The organism is Curtobacterium sp. NPDC098951 (genome assembly GCF_044759965.1).
Lineage (GTDB): Bacteria > Actinomycetota > Actinomycetes > Actinomycetales > Microbacteriaceae > Curtobacterium.
Genome location: NZ_JBIWAG010000001.1, coordinates 255,238 through 276,514, shown reverse-complemented (window position 1 = coordinate 276,514; position 21,277 = coordinate 255,238). Strand labels below are relative to the sequence as shown.

Annotated in this window: 19 protein-coding genes and 1 tRNA gene; 11 read left to right on the top strand and 9 right to left on the bottom strand. The window is 71.9% G+C overall.

The window, feature by feature from the left end; translation table 11 throughout:
• Positions 1-6 precede the first annotated feature (6 nt).
• Positions 7-1,581, bottom strand: coding sequence for a phenylacetate--CoA ligase family protein (locus ACIQUC_RS01270; RefSeq protein WP_402262341.1), 1,575 nt, complete (start codon positions 1,579-1,581; stop codon positions 7-9).
• A complete protein-coding gene (locus ACIQUC_RS01265) occupies positions 1,578-2,621 on the bottom strand; it encodes a hypothetical protein (RefSeq protein WP_402262338.1) in 1,044 nt (347 codons plus the stop codon). The genes ACIQUC_RS01270 and ACIQUC_RS01265 overlap by 4 nt, the downstream gene beginning before the upstream one ends.
• 103 nt (positions 2,622-2,724) lie before the next feature.
• On the opposite strand from ACIQUC_RS01265, the gene ACIQUC_RS01260 reads away from it, so the two are divergent.
• The 5 genes from ACIQUC_RS01260 (at position 2,725) to ACIQUC_RS01240 (ending at position 7,238) form a co-directional block, all read left to right on the top strand.
• Positions 2,725-3,102: a holo-ACP synthase gene (locus tag ACIQUC_RS01260; RefSeq protein WP_402262335.1), complete on the top strand. Its 378-nt coding sequence runs from the start codon at positions 2,725-2,727 to the stop codon at positions 3,100-3,102.
• A gap of 113 nt (positions 3,103-3,215) precedes the next feature.
• Positions 3,216-3,503: an acyl carrier protein gene (locus ACIQUC_RS01255; protein ID WP_042723988.1), complete on the top strand. Its 288-nt coding sequence runs from the start codon at positions 3,216-3,218 to the stop codon at positions 3,501-3,503.
• Positions 3,500-4,702, top strand: a complete 1,203-nt coding sequence (locus ACIQUC_RS01250; RefSeq protein WP_022907987.1) for an acyl-CoA dehydrogenase family protein — start codon at positions 3,500-3,502, stop codon at positions 4,700-4,702. Before ACIQUC_RS01255 ends, ACIQUC_RS01250 begins: the two co-directional genes overlap by 4 nt.
• A complete protein-coding gene (locus ACIQUC_RS01245; RefSeq protein ID WP_402262331.1) occupies positions 4,699-5,655 on the top strand; it encodes an amino acid--[acyl-carrier-protein] ligase in 957 nt (318 codons plus the stop codon). Before ACIQUC_RS01250 ends, ACIQUC_RS01245 begins: the two co-directional genes overlap by 4 nt.
• Positions 5,652-7,238 (top strand): alpha/beta hydrolase, encoded by a 1,587-nt coding sequence (locus tag ACIQUC_RS01240; RefSeq protein ID WP_402262328.1) that lies wholly within the window; start codon positions 5,652-5,654, stop codon positions 7,236-7,238. The genes ACIQUC_RS01245 and ACIQUC_RS01240 overlap by 4 nt, the downstream gene beginning before the upstream one ends.
• Before the next feature lie 10 nt (positions 7,239-7,248).
• Here ACIQUC_RS01240 and ACIQUC_RS01235 read toward each other — a convergent pair whose 3' ends face one another.
• Both ACIQUC_RS01235 and ACIQUC_RS01230 read right to left on the bottom strand, forming a co-directional pair.
• Complete coding sequence (locus ACIQUC_RS01235) at positions 7,249-8,175, bottom strand: alpha/beta fold hydrolase (RefSeq protein WP_402262325.1); 927 nt, start codon at positions 8,173-8,175, stop codon at positions 7,249-7,251.
• Positions 8,176-8,228: 53 nt separating this feature from the next.
• On the bottom strand, positions 8,229-8,717 hold the full coding sequence (locus tag ACIQUC_RS01230) for a peroxiredoxin (RefSeq protein WP_402262322.1): 489 nt from the start codon (positions 8,715-8,717) through the stop codon (positions 8,229-8,231).
• A gap of 243 nt (positions 8,718-8,960) precedes the next feature.
• Here ACIQUC_RS01230 and aceE point away from each other — a divergent pair, with 243 nt between their 5' ends.
• From aceE to ACIQUC_RS01200, 6 genes are all read left to right on the top strand, one after another.
• Entirely contained in the window at positions 8,961-11,705 is a 2,745-nt protein-coding gene (gene aceE, locus ACIQUC_RS01225; RefSeq protein ID WP_402262319.1) for a pyruvate dehydrogenase (acetyl-transferring), homodimeric type, read from the top strand.
• 7 nt (positions 11,706-11,712) lie between these two features.
• Complete coding sequence (locus tag ACIQUC_RS01220; protein ID WP_022906374.1) at positions 11,713-12,939, top strand: CdaR family transcriptional regulator; 1,227 nt, start codon at positions 11,713-11,715, stop codon at positions 12,937-12,939.
• 136 nt (positions 12,940-13,075) lie between these two features.
• Positions 13,076-14,017: an ACP S-malonyltransferase gene (locus ACIQUC_RS01215; protein WP_402262317.1), complete on the top strand. Its 942-nt coding sequence runs from the start codon at positions 13,076-13,078 to the stop codon at positions 14,015-14,017.
• Positions 14,014-15,069, top strand: coding sequence for a beta-ketoacyl-ACP synthase III (locus ACIQUC_RS01210; protein WP_402262314.1), 1,056 nt, complete (start codon positions 14,014-14,016; stop codon positions 15,067-15,069). The genes ACIQUC_RS01215 and ACIQUC_RS01210 overlap by 4 nt, the downstream gene beginning before the upstream one ends.
• A 112-nt stretch (positions 15,070-15,181) precedes the next feature.
• The gene (locus tag ACIQUC_RS01205; RefSeq protein WP_022903951.1) at positions 15,182-15,430 is read left to right on the top strand and encodes an acyl carrier protein; all 249 of its coding nucleotides are present in this window, start codon (positions 15,182-15,184) and stop codon (positions 15,428-15,430) included.
• A 201-nt stretch (positions 15,431-15,631) separates the two neighbouring features.
• Positions 15,632-16,876: a beta-ketoacyl synthase gene (locus ACIQUC_RS01200; protein ID WP_022906377.1), complete on the top strand. Its 1,245-nt coding sequence runs from the start codon at positions 15,632-15,634 to the stop codon at positions 16,874-16,876.
• A 351-nt stretch (positions 16,877-17,227) separates the two neighbouring features.
• Here ACIQUC_RS01200 and ACIQUC_RS01195 read toward each other — a convergent pair whose 3' ends face one another.
• From ACIQUC_RS01195 to ACIQUC_RS01175, 5 genes are all read right to left on the bottom strand, one after another.
• On the bottom strand, positions 17,228-17,707 hold the full coding sequence (locus tag ACIQUC_RS01195; RefSeq protein WP_402263791.1) for a DUF3145 domain-containing protein: 480 nt from the start codon (positions 17,705-17,707) through the stop codon (positions 17,228-17,230).
• 168 nt (positions 17,708-17,875) lie between these two features.
• Positions 17,876-18,676, bottom strand: coding sequence for a DUF1684 domain-containing protein (locus ACIQUC_RS01190; protein ID WP_402262310.1), 801 nt, complete (start codon positions 18,674-18,676; stop codon positions 17,876-17,878).
• Positions 18,673-19,809 carry an AI-2E family transporter gene (locus ACIQUC_RS01185; protein WP_402262308.1) on the bottom strand — a complete coding sequence of 379 codons (1,137 nt, stop codon included), beginning with the start codon at positions 19,807-19,809 and terminating at the stop codon, positions 18,673-18,675. Before ACIQUC_RS01185 ends, ACIQUC_RS01190 begins: the two co-directional genes overlap by 4 nt.
• 55 nt (positions 19,810-19,864) lie before the next feature.
• Positions 19,865-19,939, bottom strand: a tRNA-Ile gene (locus ACIQUC_RS01180).
• 13 nt (positions 19,940-19,952) lie between these two features.
• On the bottom strand, positions 19,953-21,164 hold the full coding sequence (locus ACIQUC_RS01175; RefSeq protein WP_402262305.1) for a glycosyltransferase: 1,212 nt from the start codon (positions 21,162-21,164) through the stop codon (positions 19,953-19,955).
• Between the last annotated feature and the right edge of the window lie 113 nt (positions 21,165-21,277).

Sequence of the window (21,277 nt, the reverse complement as noted above, 5' to 3'; positions counted from 1 at the left end):
CCCCGGTCAGGCCTCCTTCGGGGCGGTCCAGGACCGGTCGAGGTCCCACTCGTCCACCGCCCCCGCCGGCAGCTGCCACACGTACTCGTTCTTGAGCTTCCGACCGTCCTCGCGGAAGGGCCCGGTGCGGTACGGGTAGAACGCCACCGTCGGCAGGGTCCCGGGCGGCGCGGTCCGGATCGCGTTCGAGAAGTCCTTGTTCAGCCGCCGCAGTTCGGCCACGACGGCAGGGCGGGCACCGTCGGCGTCGAACCCTGATGCGCCGGACGCGAGCTGGAACGCGATGTGCAGCTGCCGGTCGCCGCGGTCGTCCTCGTAGCTGATGAGCCGGTGGTTCTCGACCGCCTCGAGCAGCGCCGGATCGCCGTAGACCACGTCGCGGACGACGTCGGGTGCGACGACCGCGCCGTTGTAGTCGACGGACAGGTCGGACCGGCCGTAGTGGAACAGCAGGGGCAGGTCGAGCTGGGCGGAGTCGGCGAGCGCGTCGAACCCGTGCTCGCGCAGGGTCCGGCGGACCGCGGGCATCCGCACGACGTGCCCACGGTCGTGGATGTTGTACCGGATGCGGGGGCTGATGTTCTCGGACCGGGCGATCGTCACGACGAGTTCGCCGCGCTCGTTCGTCTCGATGAGGTACCCGAACGGGTTGAACTGGAACACCATCGGCAGGACGCCGTACTCCCCCTGCTTCGTCAGCCCCGCCGACAGCTCCGGTGACGCCGCGATCGCCCGCCGCAGTTCGACGGAGAACGGGGTCTCGATGCCGAGGTTGATCTCGAGGTCGCTCGCACCGTAGGACCCGAGCACCGCCTGCGCGTACTGCTCGATATGCGCGCGCATGTTCTCGCTGATGCCCTCGCCGCCGAACGCCGCGACGATCGTGTACGCGCTCCAGTCGAGCCGATCGTCCTCGAACAGCGCCTTGAGGAACGGCGGGTAGCTGCAGATGACGTACGTGAAGTCGGTGCCGAACTCCCGCATCGTCTGCACGATCTTGTCGCGGTCCGGCCCGATCGACTTGATCATCGAGGACTCGGTGAGCGACGCCGTCACGTTCATGCCCGTGGCCCACGCCCCGAGCGAGAACGCGTTGAGCACGAACGGCTGCTTCGGCAGACCCTTCGCGGTCCGCGAGAACCCGAGCTGCAGCAGCTGCCGGGTCGCCTGCCGTTCGTCGGGGCCGCGGACCCAGCTGGTGGGCGTGCCGCTCGACCCGCTCGACTCGTCGACGACCACGCCACGGCGGGGCAGCCGACCGTCGACGCAGCGCTCGGGGATGCTCCAGCGCTTGACGTAGGAGTCCTTGTCCATCTCGGGCAGCCCCGAGATCGCTGCGGCGATCCCGCCACGCGTGTCCAGCCGGGAGGCGCGACCCGCCTCCGCCAGGAAGGCCCCGTAGGCGGGCACGCGCCGTGCAGCGCGCTCGGCCGTCCGCCAGGCACGCCAGCGTCCGAGGGTCCAGCGGAGCGGCTCGATGCCCGGCGTGAGCAGGAGCTTGTGCGTGCCGACGCGCGGCATGAAGAGCGCCACGACCGTCTCGACGACCCAGACCACCGAGAACACCGCCGCGCGCTTCACCGGGCACCCCCGATCGTCATAGACGCTGCGGGTCTGCGGTGCGCCAGCGGCGGCGGGGCGCTGTGGCCGAGCCGGAAGAGCATCCACGCCATCCGACCGTCGGACTCGTCGACGCCGGCACGCTGGACGAACGCGGCGTGCGATCGGGGGTTCGTGATCACGGTGCCGAACGGGTGCAGGGCGACGCCGCGCGCCGTCAGCTCGAGCCAGATCCGCATGAACGTCCGGCCGGCCTCGACGTACTCGGCCGGCGACGAGAACGGTCCCTCGAGCCAGCCGAGCTGCCGGACCCCGCGCATCGTCGACAGGTACACGCGCCGGAAGAGCCCGCCGACGCCGGGCGCCTCCCAGAGCCCGCGGTGCTCCATCGCGAACCGGAGCACCGGGCCGGGCATGAGCATCGTCTCGGCCGACAGCCCGTCGCCGGTCTCCGCCGCCTGCCGCTTCGAGAACCGCAGCCAGTGCAGGATCTCCTCGTGCACGGCGTCGTGCCGCAGGTCGTCGAACAGGGTCTCCTGGTTGACCCGGACGATCTCGTCGACGACGGCCCGGTCCGCGGTGGTGCGGAAGCGCTGGCCCGCGGCCGACGCGATGGCGGACACGGCCTCGATCGCGGACTCGTCCACCAGGGTCGCGTCGTAGGGCCTGCGCGACGTGCGCCGCGCGAGGAAGCGGGCCAGCGCCTCCCGGTCGTCCGCCGTCGCGGCGCGCGGGCGCAACGCGACGGTGCCCAGCCGGTGCAGCCGGTCGTCGGACCCAGGGTCGGCGTCGAGCCGCCCGAAGTCCATCTCGGCGTGGTCCAGCCGTTCCTGCACGGCGAACCCGTGCGCCCGTGCGACCACGTCGAGCCCGGCCAGGAACACCCCGGCGCAGACGTGGCCGAACGGGATGCCGAACGACTCGGCCGGCAGGCCCCGCCGCAGGTCGTAGAACACGGTCGCGGTGCGGTCGTCCTCGACGCGCACGACGATCGGTTGCGAGTTGTGCGGCGACGGGTAGTGCCGCGCGTCCTCGATGATGCCCGTCCACGGTGATGCCATCGGTTCCCCCTCGGTGGTCTCTGGCGTCGATCATACGAACGCCCGGTGACGCGCATGCCGCTCGGGGAATGCCCGGGGGCGCGCGCACGCGTACGCTATCGCCATGACCACGATCCGGACCGGCACCGACCTCGCCGCCGTCGAGGACGTGATCGTCGGCATCACCGCGCACGGCGAGCGGTACCTCGCCCGGGTGTTCACCCCGCGCGAGCGCGCCGACGCGGGCGACGACCCGGAGCGCCTCGCCGCCCGGTTCGCCGGCAAGGAGGCCGTGCTGAAGCTGCTGCGGCCGGCCCGCACGGACGCGGTGCCGCTGACCGACGTCGCCGTGGTGCTCGACCCCGTCGGTGCCCCGGTCGTGGAGCTGTCCGGACGGGCGGCGGAGCTCGCCGCGGACATCGGCTGCGGGGCCATCGCGGTGTCGCTGTCCCACGAACGGGGACTGGCGCTCGCCACCGCCGTCGCGCTGTCCGAGCGCTGATCGCGGCCGCTGGACACTTCCCTGTCAAAGCACTCAGGCTGCTCGCGCCGCGTGCGGTTTCGCGCACCCGCACGGCGGCTTTCCGGGGCGCGGTCCTCCCTATGGTTGCGAGCATGCACCAGGACCCGACCACTGCAGCGACCCCCGTCGCACTCGCCACCCCGACGACCGAGCTGGCCGTCCGGCGCGCCCTCGCCGACCACGGGCGGCTCGTCGTCGACGCCATGGACGTGGCGTCGATCGCCGACCTCTACGCCCTCGGACTGACCTCCCACGCCACCGTGAACGTCATGCTCGCGGTCGAGAACGAACTCGACGTGGAGTTCCCGGACGCAGCGCTGCACCGGTCGACCTTCGCGACCATCGAGTCGATCGCCACGGCAGCGGAGTCGGCAGCGTGATCACCGAGGAGCGCCCGACCAGCGCCGCGCCCGCCAGGGCCGCCGCCGCGCCGGTGGACCGGTTCGCCGACCGCACCGCGCTCGTCGTCGACATCGCCGCCCGGTTCGCCGACGAGGTCGACCGCGACGCCCGTCCCCCGCGCGAGGCGATCGCCGCGATGAAGGAGCACGGCCTCCTCGCCGCCGCCGTCCCGGTGGAGCTCGGTGGTGAGGGCGCCACCCTCGCCGAGCTCTCCGTCATCGCGACGGAACTCGGTCGCGCGTGCGCCGCCACCGCCATGGTGTTCGCGATGCACCACGGGCAGGCCATGGCGCTCTGGCGGCACGGCGGGGTCGCCCTCGGCGTCACCGCGATGATCGAGGCCGTGCGCGACGGCGCGCTCGTCGCCTCGTCCACCACCGAACGCGGCATCGGTGGCGACGCCCGACGGAGCACCTGCGCCATCGAGCCCGACCAGGCCGGACGCATCCGGCTCCGCAAGGACGCCCCGGTCATCTCCTACGCGACCGAGGCCGACGCGATCCTCGTCACCGCCCGGCGCGACCTCGACGCACCGGCGTCCGACCAGCGGCTCGTCATCGCCCTGCCCGACGAGACGACCCTCACGCAGACCTCGACCTGGGACACGCTCGGGCTCCGCGGCACCTGCAGCAACGGCTGGGTGCTCGACACCGAGACCCACGAGGACCGCATCCTCCGCGACGACTACGCCACGATCTCCGCCCGCACGGTCCTGCCCGTGTCGCACGTCCTCTGGGCGTCGGTGTGGCTCGGGATCGCGGCGGACGCCGCCGACCGCGCCCGCCGGGCCGTCCGCAAGCAGGCACGCGCCGCCGTGGGCCAGACCCCGCCGGGTGCGCTCCGGCTCGCCGAGCTCCTCGTCGACCTGCAGTCGCTCGCCGACGCCGTGCGGCACGCCGCGAACCGCTTCGACCAGGTCGCGGACGACCCCGAGGTGCTCGAGTCGACGGCGTACGCCCTCGCGGCGAACGCCCTGAAGATCAACGCCTCGGAACAGGTCACCGACCTCGTCACGAAGGCGCTGCGGATTGTCGGCATCGCCGGGTTCGCCGCCAGCGGGGAGCTCAGCATCGCCCGCCACCTCCGAGACTCGCACGGGGCCGCCGTCATGGTGAGCAACGACCGTCTCCTGCAGAACGACGCCGCACTGGCACTCATGACCGGAGCAATCCTGTGACCATCACCGAACCCACCAGCACCCGGGCCGAGCCCGCCACCGACCTCGACACCGCCCGCGCGACGCTGCGTGCGCGACTCCTCGACGACGGTGTCCTGATCGACCTCGGCTCGCCCGGCCTCTACGGCCGCACGGGCGTCTTCGAGCGCGTGTACACCGCGGTCGACGCCGCTGCCGTGGCGAGCCAGCGGGACCTCGGTGCCGACGTCCTGCGCTTCCCGCCGGTCGAGCCGCTCGCCGCGTTCGAGCGCACCGACTACATCGCGTCGTTCCCGGACCTCGCCGCGTCGATCTCCGGGTTCACCGGCGACGACCGGACCCACCGCGCGCTGCTCGCCGCACGCGAGCGCGGCGAGCGGTGGGAGGACTTCCTCGAGCCGGCCGACCTGATGCTCACCCCCGCCGTGTGCCACCCGGTGTACGGCCTCGTTGGCGACACGGTCCCCCAGGAGGGCCGCTTCTTCGACATCGTCGGCGACTCGTTCCGCCGCGAGCCGTCCCTCGACCCGATGCGGCTGCAGGCGTTCCACATGCACGAGTTCGTGCACATCGGGACGCCCGCGTCCGCGCAGGAGCACCGCGACGGCCGCATCCCGAGCATGCGCGCGCTGCTCGAGTCCTTCGGGCTCGAGATCGACGTCGTCCCGGCCAACGACCCGTTCTTCGGGCGGGTCGGGCAGATGCTCGCCCGCAACCAGGTCGAGCAGGCGCTCAAGTTCGAGTTCGTCACGCCCGTCTACGGACCGGAGCACCCGGCCACCGCGATCAGCTCGGCGAACCTGCACGAGGACCACTTCGGCACGTCGTTCGGCATCCGGATCGCCGACGGGGAGGTCGCCCACAGCGCGTGCGTCGCGTTCGGGCTCGAGCGCATCACGATCGCCCTGTTCGCCGCCCACGGCACGGACCCCGACGCGTGGCCGGCTCCGGTCCGCGCGGCCCTGGCCCTGTGAGCACCCACCACGGCTGGTCGGGCCGACCCGCGCTCCGCGTCGCCGTGCAACTGCCGGCCGCCGCGCGAGCGGGGGTCGTGCTCTGCCCGCCGCTCGGCCAGGAGGGCGTGATCGCGTACCGCACGCTGCGCCTGCTGGCCGACCGACTGGAGGCGCGTGGCGTGGCCTCGGTGCGCTACGACCCGTCCGGACGTGGCGACTCCGCCCCCGACGACGACCCCGACGCGCAGGTGCGGTCCGCGCAGCGTGCCGCCGCGCTGCTGCGCTCCACCGGCGTCGACCATGTGGCCTTCGTCGGACTCGCGTCCGCCGCGCCGATCGCCGCGGCCGCCGCTGCCGCGACCGACGGCCTGGTCCTCTGGGACCCGCCGGCCTCGGGACGCGCGTGGCTCCGGAAGCAGCGCGCCCTGGCGACCATCACGATCGGTGCCACCCGCGTCGTCGACGGGCTCGAGAGCCTCGTCGGCATCGACGTCGACCCCGCCGAGGCGACCGCACTCGGCGCACTGATCTTCCAGCCGCGCACCGGCCCGACCGTGGCGCTCGTCCGCCCGGGCAGCAGCGCCCCCCGCGCCCTCGGTCCGGTGCCGACGACCGAGGTCACCGGGAGCGCCGAGCTCCTCGACGGCACGAGCATGGTCGCCCGGATCCCCGGTTCCGCCGTCGACACCGTCGTGGCGTGGATCGACGCCTGGGGCCCGATCGTCGCCGTGCCGACCGTGCCGCCGACGCTCGACGAGGTCCTCGACGTGGACGCCCGCACCTCCGAGCGCATCGTCCGGATCGGTCCCGAGCGGCTCTTCGCCGTCGAGACCGTCGCGTCCGGACAGCACGAGGACGCCCCCGTCGTCGTCCTGCACAACGGTGCCGCCGAGCACCACGTCGGCGCCACCGACTACCAGGTCGCCCTCGCCCGGACGCTGGCGCGGGACGGTGCTCGCGTGGTCCGCGTCGACCGCCGGGGCACCGGCGAGAGCTCCGACGTGTACGAGGACGAGCGGTCCCCGATGTTCGCGCAGGAGTGGATCGACGACCAGCAGGCCGTCGTCGACGCACTGGCGGTGGCCTCCGAACGGCTGGTCCTCGTCGGGATGTGCGCCGGCGCCTGGCTCGCCGGACGGTCGGCCGACACCGCGCCCCGCATGGTCGTCGAGATCAGCCCCAACGACTACCGACGGAACACCGCCGCCGTCGGCGCCTATGCCGACGCCCTGCGTGCGATCGACGAGCCGTCGCGGCTGCGCCTCGTGCTCCGGCGCTGGTACAACGCCGCCGTGCCGAAGTGGGTGCGGGACCGCGTGGCCCGCCGCGACCGCGTGGGCGGGGTCGTCGGGCACGTCCGACCCCTCGTCGAGCACGGGACCGACGTCGTCCTGATCGCGTCGCCCGTGGACGTCGAGGTCTTCGACCGACTCGGTGGCCAGCGTGCCCTGCGTCGGTGGAGCAGCCGAGGCCGTACCGGCCGGGTGGACCTCGTGCGGGTGCCGGAGGGCGACCACTCGCTGTTCTCCCCGCTGATGCGCCAGGCCGTGCTCAGCGAGGTCCGGTCACGCGTGGCGTCGACGTTCCCCGTGCACGCCTGACCCGGGTCGGTCAGGCGAGGCCGAGCGTGTGCGCGACGGCGTCGGGGTGCTCGACGTGGGCGAAGTGCCCGCAGTCCTCGAGCAGCACGGTCCGCGCGCCGGGCAACAGCGCGCCCAGGGCGTCGAGGTCGGACACCCGGGCGAAGACGTCGTCCCGCCCGGCGATCGCCGTGACCGGGCAGGTCACGGCACGCCAGCGGTCGAGGTCGTAGGCGGCCGCGGCGCGGGCCGCTCCGGTGAAGCCAGCCGGCCGGAGCTCGTCGACGAAGGCGTCGAGCACGCTCGGGTCGAGCCGGCGCACGTGCGCGAAGACCGGCGCGGCGAGGAGCGGCAGCACCCCGATCGCCGCCAGTGCGCCCAGGAGCGGTCTGGCCGTCTCGCCGGTGATCGCGAGTCCGGCACGCAACAGCGTGAACGCGGGGAGCGTCCGGAGCGCGCGCACCGGGTGTCGCGCCGCCCAGGCGGTCGCCACGGTCGTGCCGGAGACCAGCGCCACGGAGCGCACGCGTGCCGGGGCCAGGACGGCGAAGTGCATCGCGACGAAGGCGCCGAGGGAGTGCCCGACGACGTCGACGTCCGCGACCGACAGGGCGTCGAGCACCGCGGTGAGGACGGCGACCGCACGGTCGACGTCGATCGGCACGTCCGGCGCGGGAGACGATCCCCACCCGGGGAGGTCGACGAGCACGAGCCCGCGGTCGCCGACGCCGCCCGCGGCCTCGAGGAGCGGCGTCCAGGTCGTCCACGAGCCGGCGACGCCGTGCACGAAGAGCATCGCGGCGCGTCCCGGCCGGTGGTGCACCACGACGGGACCGGCCTCGGTCGGCACGACCGTACGGCGGAGGCCCCACCGGGCCGCGTCCGCCGTGACCGGGAACGGCGCGTAGGCGTCCGTGGTGACCACCCGGCGGGCCGGGCGGTCGTCGACGGCGTGCACCGTGCCTCCTGTCCGCGACGCGTCGCGCGTCGTCTCAGCAGGTGTTCGGAACGCTAGGCGACGGCGACTGGTGCGGTGCAGGCGGCCAGACGGTCCAGCGCTGCGCGGTACTCGGTGACGTCGCGGGCGACGCCCGGCTCCGAGATGATCGAGGCCTTGATGCGGCCCTGCACGTCGATCACGAAGGTCGCACGGGTGGCGAAGCCCTTCTTGTCGAGGAAGACCCCGTACTCCTTCGACACGGCGCCGTGCGGCCAGAAGTCCGCGAGGAGCTCGAAGTCGTAGCCGTTCGACTCGGCGAACGAGCGGAGCGTCGCCTTCGAGTCGACCGAGATGCCGATGAGCTCGACACGCTGGTCCTGGAACATCGCGATGTTGTCCTGCAGCGTGCAGAGCTCGTTCGTGCAGGTCGACGAGAACGCGAGCGGGAAGAAGACCAGCGCGACCGGGCGGATGCCACGGAAGTCGCTGAGGCGGACGTGCTCCCCGAACTGGTTCGGGAGTTCGAAGTCCGGCGCGAGCGAGCCGATCTCCAGTGCCATCAGTGGTGCTTCTTCCTCGGGCGTGGGGTGTGCCCGGTCATCGTCGTGCACGCACGGGTCGCGTGTGCACGATCGGCAATCGTACGCCGACGGCACCCGAATGCAAGCACCTGTCCACCCACACGTCACCATCAGCCTCTCGGTCGGTGCGGGGGCCTAGAGTGGTCGGGGCCCCATCCGGTCGTGACCCGACCAACCGGTGGCCCGCCATGTCCACCACCACGAGAACGAACGAGGTCAAGGGTGACGGTGAACGACCAGGACCCGTACAGCCACGGCAGCAGCGACCAGGACCCGGAGGAGACCGCCGAATGGCGTGAGTCCCTCGACGGGCTGGTCCGGACCCACGGCCACCAGCGTGGCCGCGAGATCATGCTGAGCCTGCTCAAGCGGTCCAAGGAACTGCACCTCGGTGTGCCGATGGTCCCGACCACGGACTACGTGAACACCATCGCGCCGGAGAACGAGCCCGAGTTCCCGGGCGACGAGGAGCTCGAGCGCCGCTACCGCCGGTGGATCCGGTGGAACGCCGCGATCACCGTGCACCGCGCCCAGCGTCCGGGCATCGCGGTCGGCGGCCACATCTCGACGTACGCGTCGAGCGCCGCCATGTACGAGGTCGGCTACAACCACTTCTTCCGCGCGCAGGACCACCCGTCCGGTGGCGACCAGGTGTTCTTCCAGGGGCACGCGTCCCCCGGCATGTACGCCCGCGCCTACATGGAAGGGCGCCTCGGCGAGGACCAGCTCGACGGCTTCCGCCAGGAGCAGTCGCACGCCGGCGGCGGACTCTCGTCCTACCCGCACCCGCGTCTCATGCCGCACTTCTGGCAGTTCCCGACCGTGTCGATGGGCATCGGCCCGATCAACGCGATCTACCAGGCGCAGCAGGCCAAGTACCTGTCCAACCGCGGCATCAAGGACGCGTCCGACCAGCAGGTCTGGGCGTTCCTCGGCGACGGCGAGATGGACGAGGTCGAGTCGCGCGGGCAGCTCCAGGTCGCGGCGAACGACGGCCTCGACAACCTGAACTTCGTGATCAACTGCAACCTGCAGCGTCTCGACGGTCCGGTGCGCGGCAACGGCAAGATCATCCAGGAGCTCGAGGCGTTCTTCCGCGGTGCGGGCTGGAACGTCATCAAGGTCGTCTGGGGCCGCGAGTGGGACGACCTGCTCGCCCGCGACACCGAGGGCGCGCTCCTCAACCTGATGAACCAGACGCCGGACGGCGACTACCAGACGTACAAGGCCGAGAACGGCGCGTACGTGCGCGAGAACTTCTTCGGGCGCGACCCGAAGGCGCTCGAGCTGGTCAAGGACTACACCGACGACCAGATCTGGAACCTCAAGCGCGGTGGGCACGACTACCGCAAGGTCTACGCCGCGTTCAAGGCCGCGACCGAGCACAAGGGCCAGCCGACCGTCATCCTCGCGAAGACGGTCAAGGGCTACGGCCTCGGCCCGAGCTTCGAGGGGCGCAACGCGACGCACCAGATGAAGAAGCTGACGCTCGACAACCTCAAGCAGTTCCGCGACGAGATGCGCATCCCGATCACGGACGCGCAGCTCGAGGAGAACCCCTACACGCCGCCGTACTACCACCCGGGCAACGACGACGAGGCGATCCAGTACATGCACGAGCGCCGGCGCGAGCTGGGCGGCTACGTGCCGGAACGTCGCACGAAGTACACGTCGATCACCCTCCCCGAGGACGCGAAGTACCAGGTCGTCAAGAAGGGCTCCGGCAAGCAGGAGATCGCCACCACCATGGCGTTCGCCCGACTGCTGAAGGACCTGCTCCGGTCCCCCGACTTCGGCAACCGTGTGGTGCCGATCATCCCCGACGAGGCGCGCACGTTCGGCATGGACGCGTACTTCCCGACGGCGAAGATCTACAACCCGAACGGGCAGCACTACACGTCCGTCGACCGCGAGCTCCTCCTGGCCTACAAGGAGAGCCCGCAGGGCCAGATCATCCACGTCGGGATCAACGAGGCCGGCGCGATGGCGGCGTTCACCGCGGTCGGCACCTCGTACTCGACGCAGGGCGAGCCGCTCATCCCGGTCTACGTCTTCTACTCGATGTTCGGGTTCCAGCGCACCGGCGACGCCATCTGGGCCGCCGGCGACCAGATGACCCGCGGCTTCATGATCGGCGCCACCGCAGGTCGCACGACGCTCACGGGCGAGGGCCTGCAGCACGCCGACGGCCACTCGCTGCTCCTCGCGACGACGAACCCGGCCGTGGTGTCCTACGACCCCGCGTACGGCTACGAGATCGGGCACATCGTGCAGGCCGGCCTCGACCGGATGTACGGCACGAACGAGGACGGCTCGCCGAAGCACGCCGACCCGAACGTCATGTACTACCTGACGGTCTACAACGAGCCGATCGTCCAGCCGGCGGAGCCCGAGGGCGTCGACGTCGACGGGATCGTCAAGGGCATGTACCTGCTCAACCGCAGCGAGCACGACGGGCCCAAGGCCCAGCTGCTCGCCTCGGGCGTGGCCGTGCCGTGGATCCTCGAGGCGCAGCAGCTGCTCGCCGAGGACTGGGGCGTGTCGGCCGACGTGTGGAGCGTCACGAGCTGGGGTGAGCTGTACCGCGACGGTCTCGCCGCGGAGCAGCACGCGTTCCTCAACCCGAACGAGGCGCCCCGCACCCCGTACGTGACCGAGCGTCTGCTCGGCACCGAGGGCCCGGTCGTCGCGGTGAGCGACTTCATGCATGCCGTGCAGGAGCAGATCCGTCCGTTCGTCCCGACCGACTACGCCACCCTGGGTGCCGACGGCTTCGGTTTCTCGGACACCCGTCCGGCCGCCCGCCGCTTCTTCCACATCGACGGCCCGTCGGTCGTCGTGCGGACGCTGCAGCAGCTCGCGAAGCAGGGCAAGGTCGACGGTGCACTCGTGCAGCAGGCGATCGACAAGTACCGTCTGCACGACGTGACCGCCGGCACCACGGGCAGCGCGGGCGGCGAGAGCTGATCAGCAGGTGACGACGGTCCGACCGGACTCCGAGAGCCAGGAGAGCGCGCGCGAGCGGGCGCTCTCCTGGCTCCGTCAGGTGTCCGGGGAACTCTCCACCGCCACGATCAAGCGGCTCGAGGACACCCTCCCCTGGTACAGCGAGATGCCACCGGGGCGGCGCTCCGCCGTGGGACTCGTGGCCCAGGCGGGCATCACCTCGTTCATCAGCTGGCTCGAGGGCACCGCGTCGACCCCGTGGATCGCCGCGGCGGACGTCTTCGGCTCGGCGCCCCGCGAGCTCCTGCGATCGGTGAGCCTGCAGCAGACGCTCCAGCTCATCCGCGTGGTCGTCACCGTGGTCGAGGAACGCGCCAAGGACGACGAGATGCTGCAGGAGGCGATCCTCAAGTACTCGCGGGACATCGCGTTCGCGGCGGCCGACGTCTACGCCCGTGCGGCCGAGGCCCGCGGGCTGTGGGACGCCCGGCTCGAGGCGCTCGTGGTCGACTCGATCCTGTCGGGTGAGTACGACGACGAGCTGCCCTCGCGCATCGCGGCACTCGGCTGGCACGGTCACGGCGAGGTCGCGGTACTGGTCGGCAACGCGCCGAAGCAGCTCGAGGTCGACCAGATCCGGCGGACCGCGCGGCACATGGACGCCGACGTGCTGATCGGCGTGCAGGGGTCACGCCTCGTCGTGGTGATCGGTCGCGCCACCCCGCGTGACGACGTGCCCGAGGGCGAGGAACCGGTGTCGTTCACCGCCATCGCGCAGGCGCTCGAACCCTCGTTCGGCGACGGACACCTGGTGCTCGGCAACGAGGTCCCCGGCGTCGTCGACGCGTCCACCAGCGCGAAGGGGGCCCTGGCCGGCTTCGCGGTGGCCCGTGCCTGGCGTGGTGCCCCGCGCCCGGCACTGGCGGACGACCTGCTGCCCGAACGCGCCCTCGCCGGCGACCCGCTCGCCCGGTCAGCACTCGTCCAGCGGATCTACGTGCCGCTCAAGGACCAGTCGACGGAACTCCTGCAGACGCTCTGGTGCTACCTCGACACCGGCCGCTCGCTCGAGGCCACGGCGCGGGAGCTGTTCGTGCACCCGAACACGGTGCGCTACCGGCTGCGCCGCGTGGCGGACATCATCGGGTGGGACGCCACGCACGCGCGGGACGCCCTCATCGTCCAGTCCGCGCTCATCCTCGGCGCGATGTCCGAGTCGACGGCCGGGCGGCGCCGCATCCCGCACCGTCGGTGAACGCACCGTCGGTGAGCGCACCGTCGGTGCCGGTCGGCGCACCCGGTCCCGTCGGTGGGAAGTGCACAATGTCTCGTGGACATCGCTGTGGGAAGTCCACACGGGTGCGGCGCGGGGCGACCGGCAGGATTGTCCGGTGATCGTCGTCGTCGCGCCCGGACAGGGCTCCCAGACCCCCGGCTTCCTCGCCCCCTGGCTCGAGGACGCCACCGTCCGTGACCGCGTGGGAGCGTGGTCCGAGGCCATCGGCATCGACCTCGCCGCACACGGCACCGAGTCCGACGCCGAGACGATCAAGGACACCGCGCTCGCCCAGCCGCTCATCGTCGCCGCCGGCCTCATCACCGCCGACGCCCTGCTCGCCGACGGCCGCCGTGCCCTCGTGGGCGGTGTCGCCGGCCACTCGGTCGGCGAGTTCACCGCCGCCGGGGTCGCCGGCATCCTCGAGTCGACGGACGCCATCACCCTCGTCGCCGAGCGCGGTCGGGCCATGGCGGACGCCGCAGCGCTCGAACCCACCTCGATGGCAGCCGTGCTCGGCGGGGACGCCGACGCGGTCGCCGCCGCGCTCGAGGCGCACGGCCTCGTACCCGCGAACCACAACGGTGGCGGCCAGACGGTCGTCGCCGGTGCGGCAGACGCGATCGCCGCGCTCGTCGCCGACCCGCCGACCAAGGCCCGGGTCATCCCGCTCGCGGTCGCCGGCGCGTTCCACACCCGGTACATGGCCCCGGCCGTCGAGCGCGTCGCCCCCGTGGCGGCCGCCGCGACGGTGCACGACCCGACGCTGCCGATCTGGACCAACGCCGACGGCTCCCGGGTCGACGACGGCCGACGCTTCGTCGACCTGATGGTGCAGCAGATCCAGAGCCCGGTGCACTGGGACGCCGTGATGGAGTCCTTCGCGGCCGCCGGCGTGACCGGCATCATCGAACTCGCCCCCGCCGGTGCCCTCGTCGGCCTGGCGAAGCGCGGTCTGCGCGGCACGCCGACCGTCGCGATCAAGACCCCCGACGACCTGCCCGCAGCGATCGACCTGCTGCAGAGCGCGGGCCAGGAAGCAGACGCAACCGCATGACCGAGTCCTCCACCCCGTCCGTCGCGAGCGACCAGGCGGAGCCGAACCGCGCCTCCCGTCCGCTGCTCCAGCAGCGCCGGGGCCACGAGTTCACCCGCATCCTCGCCTACGGCGCCGCCCGCGGCGAGAACGTCGTGCCGAACGACGACCTCATCGGCCCGATCGACTCGTCCGACGAGTGGATCCGCCAGCGCACCGGCATCGTCACGCGCAAGCGTGCCGGGGCCGGCACCGAGGCTGTCGACCTCGCCGAGGCCGCCGCGCGCGAGGCCATCGCGAAGGCCGGCATCGAGCCGTCGCAGATCGGCGTCGTCCTCGTCAGCACCGTGACGCACACCGTCGCGACCCCGTCGATGGCCTCCCTGCTCGCCGAGCGGATCGGCGCGACGCCGGCCGCCGCGTACGACGTCAGCGCGGCGTGCGCCGGCTACGCGTATGGCATCGCCCAGGCCGACTCCTTCATCAAGTCCGGTCTCGCCGACCACGTGCTGGTCATCGGCGCCGAGAAGCTCAGCGACGTCGTCGACCCGACCGACCGCTCCATCTCGTTCCTCCTCGGGGACGGTGCCGGTGCGGCCGTGGTCGGCCCGAGCGACTTCCCCGGGATCGCACCGACGATCTGGGGCTCCGACGGCTCGAAGTGGGACGCGATCGGCATGACCGCGACCTACAACGAGTGGGCCGCCGGAGCGCCGCGTCCGACCATGCGCCAGGCCGGGCAGACGGTCTTCCGCTGGGCAGTCTGGGAGATGGTGAAGGTCGCCCGCGAGGCGATCGAGGCCGCGGGGATCACTCCGTCGGACCTCGCCGCGTTCGTGCCGCACCAGGCGAACATCCGCATCATCGACGAGTTCGCCAAGCAGCTCGGCCTGCCGGACACGGTCGCCATCGCGCGCGACATCACCACGACCGGCAACACCTCCGCCGCGAGCATCCCGCTCGCCACGCACCGCCTGCTCGAAGAGCACCCGGACCTGTCGGGCGGCCTCGCCCTGCAGATCGGGTTCGGCGCCGGACTCGTGTTCGGCGCGCAGGTGGTCGTCCTCCCCTAGCCCACCCGGTCGCGCACCCGCGTGACCACCTCGACGAGCCTCCGGGCGCGCGACCGCCGCGTGCCCTAGGCTGGTCCACGGTCAAACGACACCCCCCTCAAGGAGAATCCCCATGGCCCTGTCCAACGAAGAAGTCCTCGCCGGCCTGGCCGAGCTGATCAACGACGAGACCGGCATCGCGACCGACACCGTCGCCGCCGACAAGTCGTTCACCGACGACCTCGACATCGACTCGATCTCGATGATGACCATCGTCGTGAACGCCGAAGAGAAGTTCGACGTGAAGATCCCCGACGAAGAGGTCAAGAACCTCAAGACCGTGGGCGACGCCGTCGACTACATCGTCAAGGCACAGGCCTGACGCGAGCTTCCTGAGCGCCGCGGCCCCGGCGGACCAGCCGCGGGCCGCGGCGCTCACCTCGTCCACCGGACCGACCCTGGTCGGCCCACACGCGTCCGGCGTCCGTCGGACCACCCCGGCCCGGCGTTCGTCGGTCCGCCCCGGCTCCGTCCGGCTCCGCCACGAGCGGCCGGACGTCCTCACGAAAGAACACGTCGTTCCATGACCAACAAGACCGTCGTCGTCACCGGGATCGGTGCGATCACACCCCTCGCCGCGACCGCACCGGAGACGTGGGACGCGCTGCTCGCCGGCACGTCCGGCATCACCCGCATCGAGGACCCGCGCTACGCCGAGCTCGAGCTCCCCGTCGAGTTCGCCGGTCAGTCGCGCCGGTTCCTCACCGACCAGCTCACCCGCCCCGAGTCGAAGCGCCTCGACCCCTCGTCGCAGCTGTCGCTCGTCGCCGCGCGCGAGGCCTGGGCCGACGCCGGCATCGACGCCGAGACCGTCGTCCCCGAACGCCTCATCGTCGACTGGGCGACCGGCATCGGTGGCGTGAACACCCTGCTCGACGCCTGGGACACCCTGCGTGAGAAGGGCCCGCGTCGCGTCCTGCCGATGACGGTGCCGATGCTCATGGCGAACGGCCCGGCCGCCGCCATCGAGATGGAGTTCGGCGCCCGCGGCGGTGCGCGCACCTACCTGTCGGCGTGCGCGTCCTCGACCGAGTCCCTCGCCGAGGCCTACCGCCACGTCGCGACCGGCGAGGCCGACATCGTCATCACCGGTGGCGCCGAGGCCGCGCTGCACCCGCTGCCCCTCGCGGCGTTCGCCTCGATGCAGGCGCTCTCCCGCCGCAACGACTCCCCCGAGACCGCCTCACGTCCGTACGACGTCACGCGCGACGGCTTCGTGCTCGCGGACGGCGCCGCGGCGCTCATCCTCGAGACCAAGGAGCACGCCGAGGCCCGCGGCGCCAAGATCTACGCCGAGGTCGCCGGAGCCGGCATCACCTCGGACGCGTTCCACATCACCGCGCCCGACCCCGAGGGCAGCGCCGCCGCCCGCGCCGTCCTGCAGGCGCTCGAGCACGCCGGCGCCTCCCGCGAGGACGTCGTCCACGTCAACGCGCACGCCACCTCGACCCCCGTGGGCGACGTGGCCGAGTACCACGCGATGCGTCGGGTCTTCGGCGACCACCTCGACCAGGTCGTGGTGTCCGCCACGAAGGCGTCGACCGGCCACCTGCTCGGTGGTGCCGGTGCGATCGAGGCCGCGTTCACGGCCCTCGCGCTGCACAACCGGGTCGCGCCGCCGACGATCAACCTCACCGAGCAGGACCCGGAGATCGTGATGGACGTCGCCACGTCGCCGCGCGAGCTGCCGCAGGGCGACCTGCTCGCCGTGAGCAACTCGTTCGGGTTCGGTGGGCACAACGCCGTGGTCGCGTTCCGCAGCGTCTGAGTCCGTCTGTCCGGTCCGTCCGGTCCGTCCGGTCCTGGAGGCCCGTCCCGCGTCGTCGGGGCGGGCCTCCGTCGTTCCCGTGGCCGGTCCGGGCGCGGCGCGCTCCCCGCGGCCGTAGCGCGTGGCCGCTGCCCGTGGCCGCGGGCGCAGCGCGTGGCCGCTGCCCGTGGCCGCGGCGGTGCGCCGAGACTCGGCCCCGCGGACAGTTTCGCGGCTCCGGCAGCGCGAAACCGTCCGCCGAGGCGAGACTCGGCGCGCTCGGCTGCCGGGCGGCGGGTGCGCGGGCCGCCCCGGACGCACGAACGCCGCCCCGAGGGACGGCGTTCGTGACGGGGGGAACGGTTCGGCAGGTCAGCCGACGCGGTGCAACCAGACGACCGGGTTGCCCTCGGCGGCGTGGCGGAACGGCTCGAGCTCGTCGTCCCACGCCTGGCCCAGCGCCAGTCGGAGCTCGCGGTGGAGTTCGAGCGCGTTGCTCCCGGCGACCTCCATGGCGTAGCGGACGCGGTCCTCGGGCACGACCATGTTGCCGGTGACGTCGGTCTGCGCGTAGAACACCCCGAGGTCCGGCGTGTGCATCCAGCGGCCGCCGTCGGACTCCGACGTGGGCTCCTCGGTGACCTCGTACCGGAGGTGCTCCCAACCGCGCAGGGCCGAGGCGATCGCGGCGCCTGTGCCGACGGAACCCGTCCAGGTGAACTCGGTGCGACGCGCGCCGTCCTGTGCGGGCTGGTCGAGCCACGAGAAGTTCACGGCACGGCTCAGGGCGCGACCTGCCGCCCATTCGACGTGCGGGCAGAGCGCGCGTGGTGCGGAGTGCACGTAGAGCACCCCGGTGGTCGTTCCGTTCACGATTCCTCCGATTCGTCAGGTGCGACTTCCCCATCGACCTGAACTGGAGGTTCTCGTTCGGAACCATCGATATCCGATTGTGATGTCCTTGCGGACACGCCCATTATGCAGCCTGCACGCTGGGAACGCCAGGTACCGCGGCAGGACTCAGTGGAAGACGTGTCCCGCGGTGTCGAGGGGATGCCGCTCCCCCGCGGTGACCGACACGGGGATGCGGTTCTCCGCCGGCGGGATCGGACAGGCGAACTGGTACGAGAACGCGCACGGCGGCAGGACCAGCAGGTTCCAGTCCAGCGCGACGTCGGCGGGCTCGCCGGGGTCGTCGAGGTACAGGAACCGCCCCATCGAGTACGTGCTCCCGGGGTCGTCCTCGGGGAGCGCGCTCGTGGCGTCCTGCACGATGAGCTGCAGCCGAGGGACGCCGTGGAAGGGCGCCGACCGCACCGCGAGCAGCCGGACGGCCGCGCCGTCCAGCGTGGTCTCGACGTGTCCCGCGACCTCGAGCGGATCGCCGGCGGCGTCGACGACGCTCGCCGCGCCTCCTGGCTCACCCGGCGTGTACCTGCCGGACGTGACCCAGGCGGCGGACTGCTCGAAGCGCGCGATGCGGTCGAACCGGGCGATCGCGTCCGATGCCGGGTCCCACACCCGCAGGGTGCCGCGGGAGACGGTGCCCGCGAGCCCGTCGGGGAACACGACGGTCGAGGGGACGACGGCCTCGTCGCCGGCGACGAACACGGTCCCGTCCACGGGGTCGCCGTCGACGAGGACCCCGTCGTCCGGGACGGCGGTGACCGTGAGCCCTCCGGGCGCCGGCGCCCACTGCCCCGGCACCGGCCACACCGGCTGGGCGTGGTCGACGCGCTGGGCGTTCACGAGCGCGAGCGGACCCCGGGCGCTCGTCGCCCACCGGTCGCGACCGGCGGCGTGTTCGGCGAGGTCGGTCACGACTGCTCTTGGCGGGGGTAGATGACCTTCTGGACGATGATGATCACCGACGCCGCCACCGGCAGGGCGACGAGGGCGCCGAGGACTCCACCGATCGTGCCGCCCGCGACCGCGGCGATGACGACGAGGGCGCCGGGGACCTGGACCGCCCGGGACATGATCCGCGGCGAGATCACGTACGCCTCGACCTGCATGTACACGAGGTAGTAGATCGCCGCGGCGAGGGCGGTCGCCGGCGACGCGAACAGGCACAGCAGCGAGATGACGATCGCCGACGCGAGCGTCCCGACGAGCGGGATGAGCGATCCCATGAAGGCGAACGACGCGAGCAGCACCGGCAGCGGCGCGCCGATGATGAGCAGGAACACGAAGCTGAGGATGCCGTTGATGAGCGCCTGCGAGATCTGTCCGACGACGTAGCGTCCGACCGCCTGCGTGATCTGCTCGCTGACGTCGATGAAGTTCTCGCGCCGCGACGCGGGCACGAACCGGTACGTCATCCGCTTCATGCCCCGCATCGACGCGAGGAAGTAGAGCATCAGGATGATGACGATGACGGCGCCGGTGAGTCCGGTCAGGATCCCGCTGCCGACGGCGAGGATCCCGCCGCCGAGGCTCAGCAGGTTGCCCGGGTCCTCGACGAAGGACTGCAGGGACTGCAGGGCGTGGTCGATGTCGAACGATCCGGCGAACTGCTGCGAGAGGTCCTGCACCCACTCCTGCCGCGAGACGTCCCGCACGATCTCGGGGAAGTTCTGGATGAGGTTCGTCGCCTGCTGCACCAGGATCGGCACGACCGCGAAGACCACCCCGGCGAAGGCCGCGAGGACCCCGACCACCACCACCGTGATCGCCACCCATCGCGGCACGAACCGTTCGAGGAAGGAGACGAGCGGATCGATGCCGAGCGCGAGGAACAGCGCGACACCGACGTAGACGAGCACCGTGCTGAGCTCGTTGACGATCGCACCGGCCACGACCGCGACGAGTACACCGAGCGCACCCATGAAGCCGATCCGGAACGCGTTGACGCGCACGCCGGTGCCACCGCGGGTCACCTCGAACGTCACGTTCGGCGTCGGTCCGTGGTCGTCCTGGTCCTGCGGTGCGTCGCGCTTCCTGGGGAGGTGCACGCGGGGCGGGTGCGGTCGCTTGCTGCTGCTCGGACCCGCGTCGGCTTTTGACATGTAGGGCGGGCGGGACTCGAACCCGCGAATCGTTCGGTTATGAGCCGACTGCCTTGACCAGCTTGGCTACCGCCCCTCGCCGGGGACCGTCAGTCCACCGGTTCCCCACGATACAGCGACTCGAACGTCGAGAGCGTGCGGTTGATGTCGTGTGCCTCGATCATGGCGAGACTGCGGTGACGCATCGCCACGTAGTCGTCGTCCGACGCGGTCAGCACGGCCGTGAGCTTCGCGGCCAGGTCGTGCTCGTCACCGGGTGTGAACAGGAAGCCGTTGCCGTCGATGAGGTGCGGGAGCGCCATCGAGTCCGCCGCGACGACGGGGAGTCCGGAGGCCATGCCCTCGAGCGAGGCGATGCTCTGGAGCTCGGCGGTCGACGGCATCGCGAAGACGGTCGAGTTCGTGAGGGCCTGCCGCTTCACGTCGTCGGAGACGAAGCCCAGGAACCGGACGCGGTCCTCGAGCCCGAGCTCCTTCGCCTGGTGCGTGAGCTTCGGGATCATCTCGCCGTCGCCGACGATCGTCAGCGTCGTGTCGAGCTCGGCCGGGAGGAGCGCCAGGGCCTTCACGAGGACGTCGAGGTTCTTCTCGGGTGCGACCCGGCCCACGAACACGATGTCGTTGTTCGCGGGACGCCCCTCGCGGGCGACGTACCGCGTGGCGTCGATGCCGCACGAGATCGCCAGGACCCGCTGCCCGGCGATGGCGCGGCGCAGGTAGTCGGCGGCGAGGTTCGTCGGCGTGGTGATCGCGTCGGCGAGCCGGTACGTCTTCGCCGCGTCGTTCCAGGCGATCTTCACCGCGATCGGCACGGTGCGCTTGCCGAACGGCGTGTACTCGAGGAGGTTCTCGGGCATGAAGTGGTTCGTGGCGATCACCCGGATGCCGCGCGCGTGCGCCTCGGGCACCATGCCCCGGCCGACGACGACGTGCGACTGGATGTGCAGGACGTCCGGCTGGAAGGCGTCGAGGATCGGGGCGGTCCACTTGCGGACGCTCCACGGCCAGACGAAGCGCAGCCAGGCGTGCAGCGGCCACTTGTAGGACTTCAGACGGTGCACGACGAGGGTCACGCCGTGCAGTTCCTCGTCGAAGGTGCCGTAGTGGCGGCTCGACGCGGGGGCGACGATCTGGACCTCGTGCCCGCGTTCGGCAAGGCCGACGGCGAGCTGTTCGGCGAAGGTCGCCGCGCCGTTGACGTCGGGCGCGAACGTGTCGGCCGCGATGAGCACACGCAGCGGTCGTCGACCGCCCGTCGCACCCGTCGGTTCGGCGGTGGCGGTGGTGGCGTCGTCTGACACGGCTGGCGTCGTCCTCTCGTGGGCGAATGCTGGTCGTTCCACGACGCTACCCCACGTCGCGCAGGGCTCGCGTCCGCCTCGCGGTGGACACCGTCACCCCGCGGGACGAGGGC

Coding starts and splice junctions, on each gene's coding strand:
- ACIQUC_RS01265 (WP_402262338.1), bottom strand. CDS start 2,621: ATGGCATCACCGTGGACGGGCATCATCGAGGACGCGCGGCACTACCCG.
- ACIQUC_RS01260 (WP_402262335.1), top strand. CDS start 2,725: ATGACCACGATCCGGACCGGCACCGACCTCGCCGCCGTCGAGGACGTG.
- ACIQUC_RS01255 (WP_042723988.1), top strand. CDS start 3,216: ATGCACCAGGACCCGACCACTGCAGCGACCCCCGTCGCACTCGCCACC.
- ACIQUC_RS01230 (WP_402262322.1), bottom strand. CDS start 8,717: ATGGCACTGGAGATCGGCTCGCTCGCGCCGGACTTCGAACTCCCGAAC.
- ACIQUC_RS01210 (WP_402262314.1), top strand. CDS start 14,014: ATGACCGAGTCCTCCACCCCGTCCGTCGCGAGCGACCAGGCGGAGCCG.
- ACIQUC_RS01205 (WP_022903951.1), top strand. CDS start 15,182: ATGGCCCTGTCCAACGAAGAAGTCCTCGCCGGCCTGGCCGAGCTGATC.
- ACIQUC_RS01200 (WP_022906377.1), top strand. CDS start 15,632: ATGACCAACAAGACCGTCGTCGTCACCGGGATCGGTGCGATCACACCC.